We start from the raw sequence: 17,906 nt of genomic DNA, 5'->3' as shown, positions 1-17,906 counted from the left end.
AACGGCGATGGGTGGTCTCCCGATCGAGAAGACCGTCGCCGGGTTAATGGACTTGAATGCGTCGCGTCAAGGTAGAGGGCGTTCGGTTCCGCTCAAACAGGAATTTTTCATCCCCGCGTAACGCTCGCGGGATTGTGATGAGCCGATTAATGCGGCAATTGTCGGGCCGTCATTGAAGAAGCCGAGCGAGAAACGATCTTGTTTTCCATATCCAAACGCAGCGAAGTCGAGCCTTTTCATGCCATGGACGTGCTGGCGGAGGCGACGAAGCGGCGTGCGGGCGGACATCCCGTCATCTCGATGGCGGTCGGTCAACCCTCGCATCCAGCCCCTCAGGCGGCCCTCCAAGCGGCGCGCGAAGCCCTTGCCGAAGGCCGGATCGGTTACACCGACGCGCTGGGAACGGCGCGGCTGAAATCGGCACTTGCCTGGCATTACAAGGATCGCCACGGCCTGGAGATCGATCCGGCGCGCATTGCCGTCACCACAGGTTCCTCGGCCGGCTTCAATCTCGCCTTTCTGTCGCTTTTCGATGCCGGCGATGCGGTGGCGATCGCAAGACCGGGTTATCCCGCCTATCGCAATATTCTCGGCGCGCTGGGTCTGTCGGTCGTCGAGGTGCCGGTAACGGCCGAGACCCACTTCACGCTCACCCCCGAGAGCCTCGAGGCGGTGCAGAAGGAAAGCGGCGTGAGACTGAAGGGCGTGCTGCTAGCAAGCCCCGCCAACCCGACCGGCACGGTGACCGGCCGCGAGGGGCTGAAGGCGCTTTCGGATTACTGCGCGGCCCATTCCATCGCCTTCATTTCCGATGAAATCTACCACGGGCTGACCTTTGCCGGCGAGGAGGCGAGCGCGCTGGAACTGACCGACGAGGCGATCGTCATCAACTCCTTCTCCAAATATTATTGCATGACCGGCTGGCGAATCGGCTGGATGGTGCTGCCCGAGCGCCTGGTGCGGCCGATCGAGCGGGTGGCGCAGAGCCTCTATATCTCCCCGCCCGAACTCTCCCAGATCGCCGCCACGTCCGCCCTCGGCGCAGCCGAAGAGCTTGATAAAGTCAAAGCAAGTTATGCCGCCAACCGCGACCTGCTGCTCGACCGCCTGCCGAAGATCGGCCTCGCACCGGCTTCGCCGATGGACGGCGCCTTCTATGCCTATCTCGATGTCTCGCGCTTCACCAATGACAGCATGGGCTTTGCCAAACGCATGCTCGCCGAAATCAACGTCGCTGCAACCCCCGGCATGGACTTCGATCCGCTGGAGGGACACCGCACCCTGCGCTTGTCTTACGCGGGATCGCAGGCAGAGATCGCCGAGGCGGTGGAGCGAATCGCCGGCTGGTTGAAGTAGCGTTTACGGGTGGCCGCTCGCCTGCTTATCCATCAGCTGCGAGATGAAAACAGCGAGGCAAGCGTCGAAGCCGGCTTGTTGTTCAGCCGCGGCACGACCACCAGCTGCTTGATCTCGCCGCGCTTGTAAGCGGCCAGGAAGCGCTTGTAATCCTTGAAGGAGACGCAGCCGTTGGAATCGCCGTTCTTGCCGAGCATGTAGGTGTGGGCCAGCAGGCCGACCCGGTCGTAGATGGCGTCCGAGCCCTCGACCGGCGTCAGCCGGATCGCCGCGACGCCGTGGAACAGGGCCTCGCGCATGGTGAGGATATAGGTGTGCGGCGGCGTCGGTCCGCGCATCTTCTTGTTGGCGTAACGCGGATTGTCGCGCATCCTGCCGAGGCCGGAATGAGCTTCCAGCCGTTCGCCGTTCGGCAGATAGACGGTGCTGTTTTCGATATCGTAGATAGCGACGCCTGCGCGCAGCTTCGGCGAGAAGACCGGCTTGTCGTAACGCGGGACGGCGTCGTCCTCATCGTCCTCGATCAGCGCGTTCGGCTTGGCATAGGCAAGGACCGGCTCGGCGGCACGCTGTGCCTCCTTGGAACCTGGGGCCGGTTTGCCGATCAGGCCGTCCGGGCGCGCCATCGGCAGCGGCACGGAGCCGGCATCCGGCGCCAGCACGAGATCGAAGGGCTGCTGCTCTTCGGCCTCGGCAACTTCCACGGGCGCAGGCTTTTCCTGCGGCAGCGACGCCGTCTTGAGGGCGGGTGCGGCCGGCTCGACCGGGATTGGCGCAATCTGCTGCGGCCCGGCATCGGCAAGGGCGAGCAGGGCAGGGAGTTCGACGGCTGCGACGGCTTCCTTGGAGGGGATGATGATCCGGTCGTCGCTGTTTTCTTGTGTCTCCACCCGCGCAAGCTCGACCGGCGGCGTGACGATATCGTCCTTGACGAATTTCGCGGTGTCGGAAGGTGTTGCCGCGGCAACGGCGACCGGCGGTTCGGCAGGGGTGACAAGACGATTCTTTGCAAGCGCCAGCGATGCCGCTGCGGCAGCATTGGTCTTTTGCGCATGCGAATGGATGAGATGAGCCGTCAGGGCAACGACCGGCTTGGCATTGAAGGCGGCCAGCCGATCGGCTTTGCCGACATGGATCAGTCGGTCGTGGGACGTCGCCGGCTTGAGTTTCGGCGCCGACGCGACGTGCGTGAGGCTCTCGGACGGGGAAACGGGTGCGCCGATCGAATGCATTGTCGCGAAGGTCGCGATCAGCCATGTCGAGGTCAGAAGTCCGGCGCCGACGACGCCGCAAAGAAAGCCGCGAGATCTGCGCGAACGAACAGCAGATCCGCCAAGAGAAGTGACGCCATCAAACGCCCCGACCGCAAACGCCATACCAAACTCGTCTTTCAAACTCGCTACGCAGGCCGGCGGCACTGACTGACTACACTTCGCCGGGGCCGGTAATGGCGCAAATGGGCCGAATTTAGACCGCTTGCGACATCCGACTGTTTCGCAAGGATGACGAATTATGGTTTCTAATTTGTTTACGCGGCGCCGGACTTTCCCATGACGTCTCAAAAAGAGATGCGTCCGGCGTTTGTCAGACGCGTTCCATCACGTAACTTCCCGGCGCTTCCTCGATCGCATTCAGCGCATCGCCGCCGGGTTTGCGCGCCGCAACGCGTCTGCCGTCATGCGTCTCGATCCAGGCTCGCCAATGCGGCCACCACGATCCCGGCGTCTCGGTCGCCTGTTCGAGCCAGGTTTCATACTCGCCCTTGGCCGGGCCGCCCGTCCAGAATTGGTACTTCTTCTTGTCGGGCGGGTTGACGACGCCGGCGATATGTCCGGAGCCGGTGACGACGAACTCCACCTTGCCGCCGAAGAACCGGCTGCCGAGGAAGACGGATTTGGCAGGCGCGATGTGGTCCTCGCGGGTGGCGAGATTATAGATCGGGATCTTCACGTCTTTCAGCGACACGGGCTTGCCGTCGAGGATCATCTCGTTCTGCGTTAGCGCATTGCGGAGATAGCAGTTGCGCAGATAGAAGGCATGATTTGCCGCCGCCATGCGGGTCGAATCGGCGTTCCAGAACAACAGGTCGAAGGGCATGGGCTCCTGGCCCTTGAGGTAGCTGTTGACGAAATAAGGCCAGATCAGCTCGGAAGCGCGCAGCATGTTGAAGGCCATCGACATCTTCGAGCCGTCGAGATAGCCGGCCGACTTCATATGCTCTTCGAGCGCGGCAAGCTGCTCCTCGTCGACGAAGACCTTCAGGTCGCCGGCATGGGTGAAGTCGACCTGGGTGGTGAAGAGCGTAGCGGTCTTGATGCGTTTGTTCTTTTCCTTGGCGTGCAGCGCCAGCGTTGCCGCCAGCAGCGTGCCGCCGACGCAGTAGCCGACGGCATTGACCTCCTTCTCGCCGGTCGCCTTCTCGATTGTCTCGAGCGCGAAATCGATGCCTTCGCGGGCATAGGCCGCCCAGTCCTTTTCGGCGTGGCGCGCATCCGGGTTGACCCAGGAAATGACGAAGACGGTCTGACCCTGGTCGACGCACCATTTGATGAAGGATTTCTGCGGATTGAGGTCGAGAATATAGAATTTGTTGATCCAGGGCGGGCAGATCAGCAGCGGCCGCTTCAGCACCGTCTCGGTCGACGCCTCGTACTGGATGATCTGGCAGATGTCGTTCTGGGCGATCACCTTGCCCGGCGTCAGCGCCATGTCGCGGCCGACGGCGAATTTTGTCATGTCGGTCTGGCGAAGGCGAAGCTCGCCGTGGCCGGCGGCGATATCCTCGGCCAGCATCCTCATGCCGCGCACCAGGTTTTCGCCGTTGCTGGCGATCGTCTCGCGATAGAGCTGCGGATTGGTGGGGATGAAGTTGCTCGGCGAAAGCGCTGCCGTGATCTGCTTCACGTAGAAGCCGGCCTTGTGCTTGGTGTGCTCGTCAAGGCCGTCGGTCTCCGACACCAGCTTCTCCACCCAGTCGGTCGTGACGAAATAGACCTGGCGCAGAAAATCGAAGAACGGATTCTTGTCCCAGTCCTCGTCGGAGAAACGCTTGTCCTTGCGGGTGTCGGGCTCGGGCGGCGGGGGCTCGCCCTGCAATCCGCTCATGCTTTGCATGCGCTGCATCGAGCGCATCCAGATGCCGAAGAACGAGGACATCAGCTGCGTCTGCGCCTCGAAGGTGCGGCGGGGATCGGAAATCCAGTATTCGCTGACTTTCGACAGCGTCTTGACCATGTCGGCCATCGGATCGATGGCGGTTTCGCTGATCTCGCCGCGTTCGCGCGGCGCAAGCCAGGCCGAAGCGGCTTGCCCGAGATTTTCGAGCGCCCGGGCGAAATTCATCGCCATGGTCTCGGGATCCTTCAGCACATAGGGATCGAGATCGGTTGCGTCGAAACCGGCCTTGCCGCCATTCTTCTGGCTGCCACTCTCCTGCTTGCTGTCGGTCACCATTTCCTCCGGCGGCAGCACCCTTTTATCTCTTCGTTGTACATCGTGACCGAACGAGAAAACAAGTTCCACCCGCATCGGCTCGTGCTATTGCTTTGTGGCTGCGACAAATTTAACAGTCGAAGCAGTCAGAACTGGATTTTGAGGCATGACGAAGAACGGCATCCGGCGCATCGCAACCTTCAACCGCACCGCATTGATTTGCGCCGCGGCGGCGATGGCCCTTGCCGGATGCAATCTGACGGCGGAAGAGAAGGCCGCGGCCGCCGCCAAGCGAGCGGCGCCGACCGCCGTCGTCATGCCGGCCACCAAGGGCGAGGCGGTCGAAGGCGGCCTTGCGAAGTCGCCGGACGGCTATCCGAATTTCGGCGCGCCGCTGACGGCTGCCAATGTCCAGATGAGCGACGAGCAGGCGGCCGAACTGCAACATCAGCTGACCGCGCTTGCCGCCCGGCGCAAGGCCGGCACGATCTCGGAAGCCGAATATCAGGCCAAGGTCGCCGAAATGCGCCGCCTGGCCGCCGAGCACGGCGAGCAGACGCTCTCCGAAATCTCCAAATAGACCTTGCCTTTCAGGCAATTTGGACGCAAAGCCTTCGGCAAGGAACGGAAGATGCAATTTTCCTGATAATGCGCTTTGCGCGGCCTTTTCGTCAAAGATTTGCCGCGCGGCTTGGGTCTGATGAATACGGCGCTGCGATTCTGAAGTTCGTGTCGCAGCCGCCGGGAGACGGAACGAACTTCGACTGCGGCCGAAATGCCGCCTTTCCATGGGGAATGAAATGGAAGAGTTTCACAAAGTCCGGCGTTTGCCGCCTTATGTTTTCGAACAGGTCAACCGTTTGAAAGCAAGCGCGCGAGCGGGCGGCGCCGATATCATCGATCTCGGCATGGGAAACCCTGACCTTCCCACCCCCAGGCGATCGTCGACAAGCTGTGCGAGGTCGTGCAGGACCCGCGCACCCACCGTTATTCCTCCTCCAAGGGCATTCCGGGCCTGCGCCGCGCCCAGGCCGCCTATTATGCCCGCCGTTTCGGCGTCAAGCTCAACCCGGATACGCAGGTGGTCGCCACCTTGGGCTCCAAGGAAGGCTTCGCCAACATGGCGCAGGCGATCACCGCGCCCGGCGACGTCATCCTCTGCCCGAACCCGACCTATCCGATCCACGCCTTCGGCTTCCTGATGGCGGGCGGGGTGATCCGTTCGATGTCGGTTGAGCCGGATGAGAGCTTTTTCCCGCCGCTCGAGCGCGCCGTCCGGCATTCGATCCCGAAACCCCTGGCGCTGATCCTCAACTACCCCTCGAACCCGACCGCCCTCGTCGCGACGCTCGATTTCTACAAGGACGTCATCGCTTTCGCCAAGAAGCACGACATCATCGTGCTCTCCGACCTTGCCTATTCGGAGATCTACTTCGACGGCGCGCCGCCGCCGTCGGTTCTCGAAGTGCCGGGCGCGATGGATGTGACCGTCGAGTTCACCTCGATGTCGAAGACCTTCTCCATGCCCGGCTGGCGCATGGGCTTTGCCGTCGGCAACGAGCGGCTGATCGCGGCGCTCACACGCGTCAAATCCTACCTCGACTACGGCGCCTTCACGCCGATCCAGGTCGCCGCGACCCATGCGCTGAACGGTGACGGCTCCGACATTGCCGAAGTCCGCAACGTCTATAAACGCCGCCGCGACGTCATGGTCGAAAGCTTCGGCAAGGCCGGCTTCGACGTGCCGCCGCCGGCTGCGACGATGTTTGCCTGGGCGAAGATCCCGGAAAAGTTCCGTCATCTCGGTTCGCTCGAATTTTCCAAGCTCTTGGTCGAAAAGGCCGACGTCGCCGTTGCCCCGGGCATCGGCTTCGGCGAAATGGGCGACGACTACGTCCGTCTGGCGCTTGTCGAAAACGAACACCGCATCCGCCAGGCTGCGCGCAACATCAAGAAGTTCATGTCGACCGCGGATGAGACGATGCATAACGTCATTTCGCTGAACGCACACCGTTAATCTCAACTCTCGGCAGCCGCTTTCGCGGCTGCCGCCACACAGACATTTCAGGATCGATCCATGGCAGATGCCCTCAAAATCGGCATTGCGGGCTTGGGCACCGTTGGCGCCTCGCTTGTCCGCATCATTCAGCAGAAGAGCAACGAGCTTGCCGTCACCTGCGGGCGTCCGATCATCATCACGGCGGTCTCCGCGCGTGACAAAACGAGGGACCGCGGCGTCGATCTCTCAGCCGTCACCTGGTTCGACCGGCCAGAAGAACTTGCCGAGAAGGGCGACATCGACGTCTTCGTCGAGCTGATCGGCGGCGCCGAGGGGGCGGCCAACGTCTCCGTTCGCACGGCACTGCAGCGCGGTCTCCATGTGGTGACAGCCAACAAGGCGCTGCTTGCCTATCACGGCGTCGAGCTTGCGACGATCGCGGAAGAGAAGGGCTCGCTCCTGAATTTCGAAGCGGCGGTCGCCGGCGGCATTCCCGTCATCAAGGCGCTGCGCGAATCGCTGACGGGCAATGCCGTCTCGCGCATCTACGGCATCATGAACGGCACCTGCAATTACATCCTGACCAAGATGGAGAAGGAAGGGCTTTCCTTCACCGAGTGCCTCAAGGAAGCGCAGCGGCTGGGTTATGCCGAGGCCGATCCCGCCTTCGATATCGAAGGCAACGATACCGCCCACAAGCTTGCCATCCTGACGACGCTCGCCTTCGGCAACCGCATCGCGGCCGACGACATCTATCTCGAAGGCATCACCAACATTTCGATCGAGGATATCCACGCCGCCGCCGAACTCGGTTATCGCATCAAGCTCTTGGGCGTTGCCCAGCGCACCGATACCGGCATCGAGCAGCGCGTCCACCCGACCATGGTGCCGGTCGATTCGGTCATTGCCCAGGTCGACGGCGTCACCAATGCGGTGGCGATCGAATCCGATGTGCTTGGCGAGTTGCTGATGGTCGGTCCCGGCGCCGGCGGCAATGCCACGGCCTCGTCGGTGCTCGGTGACATCGCCGATATCGCCAAGAGCCAGCCGGGCGCCCAGCGCGTGCCGGTGCTCGGCCATCCGGCAAAGGCGCTGGAGCCCTATCGCAAGGCGCAGATGCAGAGCCATGAGGGCGGCTATTTCATCCGCCTGACTGTGCTCGACCGCACCGGCGTCTTTGCAAGCGTCGCAACCCGCATGGCCGAAAACCACATCTCACTCGAATCGATCGTCCAGCGCTCCAAGCAGCATCTGGCGCCGTCGCATCACCAGACGATCATTCTGGTTACCCATGCGACGATGGAGGAGTCGGTGCGCAAGGCCGTCGCCTCGATCAAATCGGAAGGTTACCTCTTCGGCGAGCCGCAGGTCATCCGCATCGAGCGGCCGAAAGAAGAAGCTTGATCCTTTCCCATCCGGGAACATGAGCCGCCCTGTCTTCCTGAACTGACCCGCGAAAGTTGGACATCAACCTTCGCGGGCAGTTCATGATGGCAGGGCGGTTTTTCTGTTGATCGTGTAACCCGCCCGTACGGAAGTCTATATTAACAAATGCGCAAATATTGATATAAATAAAACCATAGATGGTGAGTCGTCGGCGTGGAGAATTTCATGAGCAAGGACAGCCATGCCGGGAAGGGGTATGGCTGCCCGAGCGAGGTGCCGCCAAACCGTCCTGATGTGCCTGAGGAAATTCTCGAGCTGGTCCATCGCGACAATCGCGACGAGATTCCCGATGACATTGACGGCGAAGAAAATACCGAAGGCCGCAACTGGGCCATCCTGCTGACGCTCTTTTCGTTCCTGCTGGTGCAAATCGGCGGCGTCGCCATGATCGTCTGGGCGATCTTCTGGTAAAAATCCGTGTCTGCAAGCCCATCGCTATGTTATCTCCGCTGCTCCTGTAGAAAGAACAGATGACATCAGCGGAGTTTGGCATGGCAGATCTCGTCGATCCGGTACAGCGCGCGTTTCTCGGCGTGGAGAAATCCGCGCTCGACAATCGCTGGGTTGCGCGGCTCGACCAGGCCGGTCAGAATCGGGCGCTCGCCATGTCGCAGGTTCACGGGCTGCCGGATCTGATCGCTCGCGTTCTCGCCGGGCGCGGCGTCCCGGTGGACGAGGCGATCGAATTTCTCGATCCGACGATCCGCAGCCTGATGCCCGATCCCCATTCGCTGACCGACTGCGAGAAGGCGGCGACCCGCCTCATGCGCGCGATCGAGAGCGGCGAGAGCGTGGCGATTTTCGGCGACTACGACGTCGACGGCGCGGCTTCATCGGCGCTGATGTTCCGCTTTCTCAGCCATTTCGGCGTCAAGGCGAACATCTACATTCCCGATCGGATCTTTGAAGGTTACGGCCCCAATCCGGCGGCGATCAACCAGTTGATCGACAATGGCGCCCGGCTGATCGTCACCGTCGATTGCGGCTCCACCAGTCACGAGGCGCTTGCGGCTGCTGCCGCGCGCAATATCGATGTCGTGGTTATCGATCACCACCAGGTGACACACGAGCTGCCGCCTTGCCATGCACTGGTCAACCCGAACCGCGAAGACGATCTCTCGGGGCAGGGGCATCTGTGCGCGGCCGGCGTCGTCTTCATGGTGCTGGTGGCGACGCTGAGGCTGCTGCGCGCGGCCGGCAACAAGCGCATCCTGGCCATCGACCTGTTGCAATGGCTGGATATCGTCGCGCTTGCCACCGTCTGTGATGTCGTGCCGCTGAAGGGGCTCAACCGCGCCTATGTGGTGAAGGGGCTGGTCGCCGCCCGCCACCAGAGCAATGCCGGGCTTGCCGCACTCTTCCGCAAGGCCGGGCTCGCCGGCCCGGTGACACCTTATCATTTCGGCTTCCTGATCGGCCCGCGCATCAATGCCGGCGGACGAATCGGCGATGCCGCCCTCGGAAGCCGCCTGTTGACGCTCGACGATGCCGGCGAAGCTGAAATGATCGCCCAGCGGCTCGACGAACTCAATCGCGAGCGCCAGGCGATGGAGGCCATGATGCTGCAGGAGGCGGAAGCCGAGGCGCTCGCCGAATATGGCGACGGCGAGGGCGCCTCCGTCATCGTTACCGCCCATGAGAAGTGGCATCCCGGCATCGTCGGGCTGATCGCGGCGCGGCTGAAGGAAAAGTTCAAACGGCCGGCCTTCGCGATCGCCTTCGATCCCTCCGGCCGCGGCACCGGCTCGGGCCGCTCTATCAACGGCTTCGACATGGGCAGAATGGTGCGGGCGGCGGTCGACGAGGGGCTGCTCGTCAAGGGCGGCGGCCACGCCATGGCCGCGGGGCTGACCGTCGAGCGCGCCGATCTCGGCAGGCTCAGAACCTTCTTCACCGAAAAGGCGGCAAGGACGGTGGCGAACCTCGTCGCCAACGAGACGCTGAAGATCGACGGGGCGATCGGCGCCAGCGGCGCCACGCTCGAACTCATCGACCGCCTGGAGGCGGCCGGCCCCTATGGCTCCGGCCACGCCCAGCCGCTCTTTGCCGTGCCGGCGCACCGCGTGCGCGACGCGCGCCTGGTCGGTGAGAAACATGTGAAGGTGACGCTGGAGGCAATGGACGGGTCGCGGCTCGACGGCATCGCCTTCCGCGCCGCCGATACGGCGCTCGGCAATCTTCTCGTCAATTCACGCGGCGCCAGCCTGCATGTGGCGGGTACGCTCGGTGCCGAGCATTACCAGGGCGCCCGCCGCATCCAGCTGCGCGTCTGCGATGCCGCGCCGGCAATATAGAAGGCCGCCCAAAAAGGCTGGTGATGAGGAATTCGAAGGGAAGAAAGTGGCACGCCCTAGGGGAGTCGAACCCCTCTTCCCAGAATGAAAATCTGGTGTCCTAACCGATAGACGAAGGGCGCTTCCTTCGTGGTGGCGCCCTTATAGTCAGCACCTTCAAAAGCCGCAAGCGCCAAGGCGCGAAAAAATCATCGTTTTCGCCGATTTTTTTGTGGCTGTGGAAAATCGTGGCGAACGGTGTGGCGGATCGGAAGAATTCAAGCCTGGCGGATCGTTTTGCGGCGCTACGCGCCCACGACAAGAGCTCTGCACGACGCCTTGCGACATCTGCCGCCTCGATGACAGAGCGGTGCGAGCCGCTTCCTCGATGAATCAGATTTGGTGCGACGCGCTAGCCTTAGGGAAGGCTCTAGCCCGAATGTGGTACGCCCTAGGGGAGTCGAACCCCTCTTTACAGAATGAGAATCTGTCGTCCTAACCGATAGACGAAGGGCGCAAGCCAGCCTCGTTAAAATAGGAGCGCTTGCCGGCTTCTGCAAGCGGATGCGATGGCTTCTATGTGGAGAGAGTGGCACGCCCTAGGGGAGTCGAACCCCTCTTCCCAGAATGAAAATCTGGTGTCCTAACCGATAGACGAAGGGCGCTTCCTTCGTGGTGGCGCCCTTATAGTCAGCACCTTCAAAAGCCGCAAGCGGCAAATTCGATTTTTTTCAAAAAAATGACAGATATTTTTGCGGCACCAGCGTTGGAGATTACCGCTGCCGAATCAACGGCTTGTACGACTTGTCGGAAGCGCGGCAAACCAGGCTGACGCAGCGTGACGCCGTTCCCTGCGCGGGATATCAGATTGCTCTGGCGGTCGTTATGGGCGCGCGTTTGCCGCCGCAGCCCCAGTTCCAGTCGCGGCTCTTGCCGGTGTCGAGATGGACGGAATCCGTGTGGCAATAGGTGCCCACACCGCCGCGATCCGGCAAGGAGCGGATATAGGCGGCGATATCCCATTTCGACACGCCCTCGATCTGGATGTCGGCGGCCTCGCAGCTCTTGTGCATCGATTCGTCAGCGCCGCCGACCAGGCGGTTATGCTCTTCGTCGCGATAGCCTGAGGTGACGATGACGGGCCGCCCGAAGTGGTTTTCGAGCGTTTTGATCACTTTCAACAGGTCGGGCTTGAAGCAGCCGACCTCGACATGATCGTTCTGGACATGCAGCCCGTTCGGCGCGACACGCGTCATGCCGGGCAGGGCGGCCTTGTGCAGGAGGCCGGAGAGGCTGCCGAGCAGGTTCTGCTTCGGCGCGCTGTAGAGCGCGTTCGTCGTTGCTGCCGAAATGCTGCCTGTCGCCAGCGAGGCGGTTTGCACGGGCACAGGCTGCGTGCCGGAGTTCTCCGAGGATTGCTGCGGCAGCACCGGCGTCGCCGGCTCTGCGGGCACGGCAGGCTGGCTGTAGACGCTGCTTTTTGTCGGTGCCACGCCTTCCGTCGGCGCATAGGCTTGCGGCTGGATGATGGTGAACGTGCTGTTGTTTTGTGGCAGCGGCTGGTGATCCGAAAAGATGCTCATCGCCTGCGCGTTGATCCGTGTCGACTGCATGACCAGCCCGCCGATATTGGTAGGCGCTGCCATTGCCGGATCGGCCGGCGGGACGGCCGCACTCGGATCCGCTGCCACGCCCTGGGGCGCGGTCTGGGCGCCGGAGACATTGACGAGCCGGGGGTCGGTATAGACCGAGCGCGGCGCAGATTTCGCGGGCGTTGTCGCGGCAAGCTGGGGCGCTGCGGCCGCTGTTGCCGGAACCGCCGGAACGGCCGCGGCTGAATCGAGCGCCTTCTTGTTCGACGCGCAGCCAGACAGCGCCAGCATCGAGGTGGCGATCAGCAAAGCGCCCGTTACAGGCATCCGCATCTCATTGTTACGCAAGCAACCAGTCTCCAGTTGATGCGGAAAACGGCCGAAATCGCCATCTTCCGCGTCGAGTCAGCTGGAGCTTGCCTGCGGGGCCGGATCGCGGCAAGCGCCAAGGCTCCGGCCGGATCCGAAATCGCAAAAGCCGCAAGCTTCGCAAAAGCCTTGCGGCGAAAACCCTTTACCAGGCGCCGGTATTGCCCATGGAAGCCCAGGGTTCGGCGGCTGGAAGCGGGCTTCCCTTCTGCAGGATTTCGATCGAGATGCCGTCGGGCGAGCGCACGAAGGCCATGTTGCCGTCGCGCGGCGGCCGGTTGATGGTGATGCCGTTGTCCATCAGCTTCTGGCAGATTGCATAGATGTCGTCGACTTCATAAGCGAGATGGCCGAAGTTGCGTCCGCCGCTGTAATCCTCTGTATCCCAGTTGTAGGTAAGCTCGAGGCAGGGCGCTTTTTCGCTCCGAGCACGCTCGAGATCGTCGTGGGCAGCCAGGAAAACCAGGGTGAAACGACCCTTCTCGTTTTCGTGGCGGCGAATCTCTTCCAGCCCGAACAGGGTGGTATAAAAGGCGAGCGAAGCGTCCAGGTCTCTGACTCGAACCATCGTATGAAGATAACGCATTCTATCTACTCCTTTATTGGGGCTGGCCCTTAACGGCAAGCCGTGGTCAGCTTCGGGCAAGTCAACATGATAAAATGTGCAGCTGGGAATAACCGAAAACTAGGACTTGCGCTTATCCGTTACCAAGATGTTAATCTTGATTTCAAGAATCAGTTAACCGTAACAGTGTGACGCGTATTCGAGGGGCTGGCGACTATGGCTGATAGGATTTCATCGAATGAATACACCGATCTCGACGAGCTGTCGTCAGAGACGGTCGATCTTGTTGAAATCACCGGGGTCGTCAAGTGGTTCGACGTCGCCAAGGGCTTCGGCTTCATCGTGCCGGACAATGGCATGCAGGATGTTCTCCTGCACGTGACCTGCCTGCGCCGCGACGGTTACCAGACGATCTTGGAGGGAACGCGCATCGTTGCCCTCATCCAGCGCCGCGAGCGCGGCTACCAGGCTTTCAAGATCCTTTCGATGGATCAATCGACCGCGGTTCATCCCTCGCAGCTGCCACCGGTCCGCACCCATGTGCAGGTCACCGCCACCAGCGGGCTCGAGCGCGCGCTCGTCAAGTGGTTCAACCGCACTAAGGGCTTCGGCTTCCTGACGCGCGGCGAGGGCACGGAAGACATCTTCGTGCATATGGAAACGCTTCGCCGTTTCGGCCTCACCGAGCTGCGCCCCGGCCAGGTGGTTCTCGTCCGCTTCGGCGACGGCGAAAAGGGCCTGATGGCGGCAGAGATCCACCCCGATATTCCGAGCCCGGCCAGCCGGTCGCACTAAGATGCGGGGTCTCGTCCTTCATGCGATCAGAAGCGCCATCACGGCGCTTTTTTCTTGGTTGCCCTGCCGGCCCTGGCTGAGGAGCCGATGCGGTTCGACAGGGAGCCGCTGCTCATCCAGACGGCCGCCGGCAAGACGCTGCATTTCACCGTCGAGGTCGCGGTGACCGCCGACCAGCGCGCCCACGGACTGATGTTTCGCAAGACGATGGCCGATGACGCCGGCATGATCTTCGATTTCGGCGAACCGCGGCGCGTCGCCATGTGGATGGAAAACACCATTCTGCCGCTCGACATGCTCTTTGCCGACAATGCCGGCACGATCCGCCACATCAAGGAAAACGCAACGCCCTATTCGCGCGACATCATCGATTCGATGAGCCCGGTGAAATACGTCGTTGAACTCAATGCCGGCATCGTCGGCAAATTGGGAATCAAGGTGGGCGACAGGATCATGAGCGCTACGACGACAAAGGCGAAGTGACGGCGCGCAAGCGCCTGCACCCGCAGGCTGGTGCGCGGCTATCGGGAAACTCGAGAATATCAGGATATTGAATGGTCGGAGTGGAGAGATTCGAACTCCCGACCCTCTGGTCCCAAACCAGATGCGCTACCAGACTGCGCTACACTCCGTGCCGTGAATGGCTGGGGGAATACACGGTTCACTTCGCCCTCGCAACCCATAAATCCGGCTCTGCGCCGAGATTTCTCGCCGGGCCTGTGGATGCAATACGGAAAATCTCGAAAGGCCGTCAACTTGCCTGCAAGGCGCAATTGGACGTGGGCACGGTTCAGCCTTAGCCGTGGCCGAGCAGGCCGATATATTGGGCGTAGCTGATGGCGACATAGAAGAACGCGGTAATGCCGGCTCCTATCACAATGGCGTTGAACTCTGCCGAACGTCTCATCATGCGCGCAAATCCATGAAATTAATTAAGCTGTAAATAATGCCGGGGGCCGGCCGCGGCAATCGGGTTGTGATCACAACATGAGACGATCGGTAATATTGCGCAACTCGGCCGGAATTCCCGCGCTTTGAGCGGCGGCTGAACACCTGGCGGAATATCCGTGGCTGCGCCGTCCGCCGATATCCCTGTTTCCGTATGATCGCATCACCGGGGCGGGTGGGCAGGGGGTCGCGCACTGCCTTTTTTCTTGAAAAAACGGGGATTCGCGGATAAGCAAAATACATCTCTTCGCGTTATCCCTGCGACGAAGCGAGGCCCGGCGACGGGATCGAGACCATGAAAGGCGGGCGCAGCCCCGCATATTCGGAGATGCCGCAGTCATGCCTGCCAAGATCTATCGTCCTGCTAAGACCGCCATGCAGTCCGGCAAGGCCAAGACCCATCTCTGGGTGCTTGAATTCGATCAGGAGTCACCCCGCAAAATCGATCCGATCATGGGTTACACCTCCTCGGGCGATATGCGCCAGCAGGTAAAACTCACCTTCGAAACGCAGGCGCTTGCCGAAGCCTATGCCCAGCGCAACGGCATCGAATACCGCGTCATCGCCCCGAAAGACCCGGCGCGCCAGGTCGTGGCCTATCCGGATAATTTCCGCTATACCCGCACACAGCCCTGGACGCATTGAGATTTCTCGTCCACATATGCCGCATCGGGTCGCGCTTCATAAACGCGGCCGCCGGACGGCCCCTTAGCTCAGCTGGATAGAGCACCTGCCTTCTAAGCAGGTTGTCGCAGGTTCGATTCCTGCAGGGGTCGCCATCAATCTGTTTTCGCTTTGGGTTTGACGCGGATGGCAGCGTCAGAGATTAAAAATCCTCTGGTTCACGAGGGTCCACGCCGAAACACTTCTCAATCAATTGCGAGCTTAGTTTCCGGCCGTTATTCCGACGGTTTGGAGAAAAGCGTGTCGGTTGCAGCAGCGAACTGACGATGTTGGCCACGATCGGCCCATCCGCCTCGCTCCTCGCCTTCGCATCCTTCCACTCACGGTCGGCGATGCTGGCTAATCTCCATGCCCTCGCCCCTGCCGCCAGCTTCTCAAAGATCGCACGGCGGGTCGGCTCTGCCAAAGCAGCTTGCTGTTGCTGCGGAAATCCTAAGTTCGACGACTGACCTCTCAGCATCAAAAAATAAGAGGAATTCCTGTCGCAAAACCCGTGTGCAAGCGACGGGGTTTTGCAATCGTCCGCGCAGCGTCTTGTCACCCGCTCGGATCAATCTCCTGAAACCAGCGTGTCGATTTCGACTGACCTGTTCGATTAAGACGGAGGGCCTTGAGCCAGTCAAAGGAGAGACAAGTATGGCTGCCACTAAGCATTCCGAACAGGTCGAACTACAGTTGCTACACCTCAGTGTCGTGGGCACTTTGCAAGCCGTTTGCATACTGCTGAAGCATCATCGAAAGTACCGCCGAAGCTTGAGCGAGCTCTCGCGGTTTGACTCTCGCCTTCTCCGTGACATCGGCTTGGAGCCTCTCAGAGATCTCCACTGGCAAGATCGGAGAGCAGCAAGCAACTCTCACCGGATAAGCTGAACTGGCAGCATTTTTTGCTCTTTGCCGAATCGCGGTGTTCAACTGCGACTAACATCGACAGCACTATGGAGGAACCGGATGCGCTACCTTTGTCTCTTCTACATCGATCAAACACTTGTTGATGCCGCCAGCAAGGAGGAATGGGCCGAGATCGACCGGGAGTCCTTAGCTTCCAATGAAGAACTCCAACGTTCAGGCCACTATCTCGCCTCCAACGCTCTTGCCGACCCAAAGACCGCAAAGACATTGCGCGTTCGCGCCGGCAAGGCGAGTTGGACCGACGGGCCCTTCGCAGAGACCAAGGAGCATCTGGGTGGCTTCCTGCTCATCGAAGCGAAGAACCTTGCGGAGGCAATGGAGATCGCGGAGCGGGACTCGCTCGCTCGGATGGGGGCGATCGAAGTGCGCGAGACCGCCGGCTTTTAGATTCGGCCCATTTATGCTCGCGCTCCGCCAGCGACCGCCATTCGATCAGATAGGTCAGATCGTTGCTGGAAGAACCGATCATCGTCGTCCAGAAGCCGAGAGAGCGGATGCCGAGGGTTCCCAGATCGCCAGCGTCGCGGTCTCGAAACGCTGTTGCAGTGCCGGCAGCCTCTCCGGCAGACATGTATAGATGCGCAATTCGTGGATCATCGGATGCTCCAACCTGAAAGGAAATTCGGAGGATTGAGGAACATGCGGCGATGCAGCGTCAGATGCGACGATTTTTGGTTCGCAAAAAATGCCGGCGCAACCGAAGGTCTAAACAGGCTCCTTTACTTCGCCGTCCCGAACATTGCGTTCACGAACCGATCCTTCTCGTTCATTTGGGCAGACGAGCTTCCTCGAGTGAACATCAGCGTTCGCCAGGCATCTCGTCCGCTAACAGCCACCGTCAACTCGACTGCGGCGTCGGCGGCTTTCTTGGAGGTCCCTGTGGCGCGCAACGCCGGCATTCCATTCACCTGCACCGTACGCCACTCGGTGTTGATCGCAATCTCCGAAGCTATCACATCCTTAATGGCATTGGCGTAGGCGGAATTGCCCATTTTATCGGAGGCAAGAGTCTCGTGTCCGAAGATTGCCTCCGACAGAAACTCGTTAGAAACGAAGTAGAAGGCACTGCCGCCATTGGTGTCGATCGGCTGCGGCTGCCATGTCCGACCGATGGTTGCCGTCTTGCCGGTCACCGGGCAGGTAAGGAGAAGGTCGGGTTTTGCCTCGGCAGGCTGGAAGGCAGGCCGCGGGACCTTCGGTGGCACTGGAGGCGTGGGAAGAGGAGGCGGGAATGCGTTGGCGAGGTCGGGCTGTTCGCCCGCAACCTGCCAGTCGTCCATCCCCTTGCGCCGCACATAGGTTTGTTGGACGATCTTTCGGCTCTCGATCAGGCTGCGGATTTCGTCCTCGGTCAAAGGACCCATTTGGTCCTGTCCCATGGCATAGTACCAAGTTGTGATGATTGCATCCCCATGCTCTCGGCAGAAGGAATAGCAAGGCAGGGCAGGACCGTAAAGGATGGCGTCGACGGGGCTGGCGCATCATCACAGCCAATCAGCCGGTGGACGTTACAAAGCGGAATCTATTGGCGGTATCAA

14 protein-coding genes, 5 tRNA genes and 3 pseudogenes are annotated in these 17,906 nt (G+C 61.0%); 11 read left to right on the top strand and 11 right to left on the bottom strand.

Going from position 1 to position 17,906, the window contains the following annotated elements; all coding sequences use genetic code 11:
• Positions 1-198 precede the first annotated feature (198 nt).
• A complete protein-coding gene (locus MHI61_RS14055; RefSeq protein WP_239792451.1) occupies positions 199-1,356 on the top strand; it encodes an aminotransferase class I/II-fold pyridoxal phosphate-dependent enzyme in 1,158 nt (385 codons plus the stop codon).
• A 32-nt stretch (positions 1,357-1,388) separates the two neighbouring features.
• Here MHI61_RS14055 and MHI61_RS14050 read toward each other — a convergent pair whose 3' ends face one another.
• The gene (locus MHI61_RS14050) at positions 1,389-2,732 is read right to left on the bottom strand and encodes a DUF2778 domain-containing protein (protein ID WP_239792450.1); all 1,344 of its coding nucleotides are present in this window, start codon (positions 2,730-2,732) and stop codon (positions 1,389-1,391) included.
• 208 nt (positions 2,733-2,940) lie between these two features.
• Positions 2,941-4,809, bottom strand: coding sequence for a class I poly(R)-hydroxyalkanoic acid synthase (phaC, locus tag MHI61_RS14045; RefSeq protein ID WP_239792449.1), 1,869 nt, complete (start codon positions 4,807-4,809; stop codon positions 2,941-2,943).
• 145 nt (positions 4,810-4,954) lie between these two features.
• Here phaC and MHI61_RS14040 point away from each other — a divergent pair, with 145 nt between their 5' ends.
• The 5 genes and pseudogenes from MHI61_RS14040 (at position 4,955) to recJ (ending at position 10,527) form a co-directional block, all read left to right on the top strand.
• A complete protein-coding gene (locus MHI61_RS14040) occupies positions 4,955-5,368 on the top strand; it encodes a hypothetical protein (protein WP_222139788.1) in 414 nt (137 codons plus the stop codon).
• A gap of 220 nt (positions 5,369-5,588) precedes the next feature.
• Positions 5,589-6,805 (top strand): annotated as a pseudogene (locus MHI61_RS14035) (LL-diaminopimelate aminotransferase).
• Positions 6,806-6,865: 60 nt separating this feature from the next.
• Complete coding sequence (locus tag MHI61_RS14030) at positions 6,866-8,191, top strand: homoserine dehydrogenase (protein ID WP_097579132.1); 1,326 nt, start codon at positions 6,866-6,868, stop codon at positions 8,189-8,191.
• A 207-nt stretch (positions 8,192-8,398) separates the two neighbouring features.
• Entirely contained in the window at positions 8,399-8,644 is a 246-nt protein-coding gene (locus tag MHI61_RS14025) for a hypothetical protein (protein ID WP_239792448.1), read from the top strand.
• A gap of 80 nt (positions 8,645-8,724) precedes the next feature.
• Positions 8,725-10,527 (top strand): single-stranded-DNA-specific exonuclease RecJ, encoded by a 1,803-nt coding sequence (gene recJ, locus MHI61_RS14020; RefSeq protein ID WP_239792447.1) that lies wholly within the window; start codon positions 8,725-8,727, stop codon positions 10,525-10,527.
• A 47-nt stretch (positions 10,528-10,574) separates the two neighbouring features.
• Here recJ and MHI61_RS14015 read toward each other — a convergent pair.
• From MHI61_RS14015 to gloA, 5 genes are all read right to left on the bottom strand, one after another.
• A tRNA-Glu gene (locus MHI61_RS14015) sits at positions 10,575-10,649 on the bottom strand.
• Positions 10,650-10,948: 299 nt separating this feature from the next.
• A tRNA-Glu gene (locus tag MHI61_RS14010) sits at positions 10,949-11,023 on the bottom strand.
• A 73-nt stretch (positions 11,024-11,096) separates the two neighbouring features.
• Positions 11,097-11,171, bottom strand: a tRNA-Glu gene (locus MHI61_RS14005).
• Between the two features lie 198 nt (positions 11,172-11,369).
• Positions 11,370-12,446, bottom strand: a complete 1,077-nt coding sequence (locus tag MHI61_RS14000; RefSeq protein WP_239792446.1) for a D-Ala-D-Ala carboxypeptidase family metallohydrolase — start codon at positions 12,444-12,446, stop codon at positions 11,370-11,372.
• Between the two features lie 166 nt (positions 12,447-12,612).
• Positions 12,613-13,053 carry a lactoylglutathione lyase gene (gene gloA / locus MHI61_RS13995; protein ID WP_239792445.1) on the bottom strand — a complete coding sequence of 147 codons (441 nt, stop codon included), beginning with the start codon at positions 13,051-13,053 and terminating at the stop codon, positions 12,613-12,615.
• Between the two features lie 195 nt (positions 13,054-13,248).
• Here gloA and MHI61_RS13990 point away from each other — a divergent pair, with 195 nt between their 5' ends.
• Both MHI61_RS13990 and MHI61_RS13985 read left to right on the top strand, forming a co-directional pair.
• Positions 13,249-13,827: a cold-shock protein gene (locus tag MHI61_RS13990; protein WP_004675946.1), complete on the top strand. Its 579-nt coding sequence runs from the start codon at positions 13,249-13,251 to the stop codon at positions 13,825-13,827.
• Position 13,828: 1 nt separating this feature from the next.
• A pseudogene (locus MHI61_RS13985) lies at positions 13,829-14,310 on the top strand (DUF192 domain-containing protein).
• A gap of 72 nt (positions 14,311-14,382) precedes the next feature.
• Here MHI61_RS13985 and MHI61_RS13980 read toward each other — a convergent pair.
• Positions 14,383-14,459: transfer RNA gene (locus MHI61_RS13980), tRNA-Pro, on the bottom strand.
• A gap of 655 nt (positions 14,460-15,114) precedes the next feature.
• Here MHI61_RS13980 and MHI61_RS13975 point away from each other — a divergent pair.
• Together MHI61_RS13975 and MHI61_RS13970 are read left to right on the top strand one after the other, a co-directional pair.
• Positions 15,115-15,420 carry an ETC complex I subunit gene (locus MHI61_RS13975; RefSeq protein ID WP_010004800.1) on the top strand — a complete coding sequence of 102 codons (306 nt, stop codon included), beginning with the start codon at positions 15,115-15,117 and terminating at the stop codon, positions 15,418-15,420.
• Positions 15,421-15,477: 57 nt separating this feature from the next.
• Positions 15,478-15,554: transfer RNA gene (locus MHI61_RS13970), tRNA-Arg, on the top strand.
• A gap of 47 nt (positions 15,555-15,601) precedes the next feature.
• On the opposite strand, the gene MHI61_RS13965 is transcribed toward MHI61_RS13970, so the two are convergent.
• Positions 15,602-15,922, bottom strand: a complete 321-nt coding sequence (locus tag MHI61_RS13965; protein WP_239792444.1) for a hypothetical protein — start codon at positions 15,920-15,922, stop codon at positions 15,602-15,604.
• Between the two features lie 485 nt (positions 15,923-16,407).
• On the opposite strand from MHI61_RS13965, the gene MHI61_RS13960 reads away from it, so the two are divergent.
• Positions 16,408-16,755, top strand: coding sequence for a YciI family protein (locus tag MHI61_RS13960; protein WP_004675939.1), 348 nt, complete (start codon positions 16,408-16,410; stop codon positions 16,753-16,755).
• 1 nt (position 16,756) lies between these two features.
• On the opposite strand, the pseudogene MHI61_RS13955 reads toward MHI61_RS13960, so the two are convergent.
• Both MHI61_RS13955 and MHI61_RS13950 read right to left on the bottom strand, forming a co-directional pair.
• Positions 16,757-16,965, bottom strand: a pseudogene (locus MHI61_RS13955) (NIPSNAP family protein); the annotation flags it as partial.
• Between the two features lie 122 nt (positions 16,966-17,087).
• Complete coding sequence (locus MHI61_RS13950; protein ID WP_275593090.1) at positions 17,088-17,747, bottom strand: DUF4339 domain-containing protein; 660 nt, start codon at positions 17,745-17,747, stop codon at positions 17,088-17,090.
• Positions 17,748-17,906 lie beyond the last annotated feature (159 nt).

This window comes from Rhizobium sp. K102 (genome assembly GCF_022385315.1).
GTDB classification, from domain to species: Bacteria; Pseudomonadota; Alphaproteobacteria; order Rhizobiales; family Rhizobiaceae; genus Rhizobium; species Rhizobium croatiense.
Note: the sequence above shows the minus strand (reverse complement) of the source record. Positions and strands in the feature narration are given on the sequence as shown.

Excerpts from the sequence above, each read along its gene's own strand:
- MHI61_RS13960 (WP_004675939.1), top strand. The coding sequence starts at position 16,408 with ATGCGCTACCTTTGTCTCTTCTACATCGATCAAACACTTGTTGATGCC.
- MHI61_RS14030 (WP_097579132.1), top strand. The coding sequence starts at position 6,866 with ATGGCAGATGCCCTCAAAATCGGCATTGCGGGCTTGGGCACCGTTGGC.
- MHI61_RS14025 (WP_239792448.1), top strand. The coding sequence starts at position 8,399 with ATGAGCAAGGACAGCCATGCCGGGAAGGGGTATGGCTGCCCGAGCGAG.
- MHI61_RS13990 (WP_004675946.1), top strand. The coding sequence starts at position 13,249 with ATGGCTGATAGGATTTCATCGAATGAATACACCGATCTCGACGAGCTG.
- MHI61_RS13975 (WP_010004800.1), top strand. The coding sequence starts at position 15,115 with ATGCCTGCCAAGATCTATCGTCCTGCTAAGACCGCCATGCAGTCCGGC.
- MHI61_RS14050 (WP_239792450.1), bottom strand. The coding sequence starts at position 2,732 with ATGGCGTTTGCGGTCGGGGCGTTTGATGGCGTCACTTCTCTTGGCGGA.
- recJ (WP_239792447.1), top strand. The coding sequence starts at position 8,725 with ATGGCAGATCTCGTCGATCCGGTACAGCGCGCGTTTCTCGGCGTGGAG.
- phaC (WP_239792449.1), bottom strand. The coding sequence starts at position 4,809 with ATGGTGACCGACAGCAAGCAGGAGAGTGGCAGCCAGAAGAATGGCGGC.
- gloA (WP_239792445.1), bottom strand. The coding sequence starts at position 13,053 with ATGCGTTATCTTCATACGATGGTTCGAGTCAGAGACCTGGACGCTTCG.
- MHI61_RS14040 (WP_222139788.1), top strand. The coding sequence starts at position 4,955 with ATGACGAAGAACGGCATCCGGCGCATCGCAACCTTCAACCGCACCGCA.
- MHI61_RS13950 (WP_275593090.1), bottom strand. The coding sequence starts at position 17,747 with ATGGGACAGGACCAAATGGGTCCTTTGACCGAGGACGAAATCCGCAGC.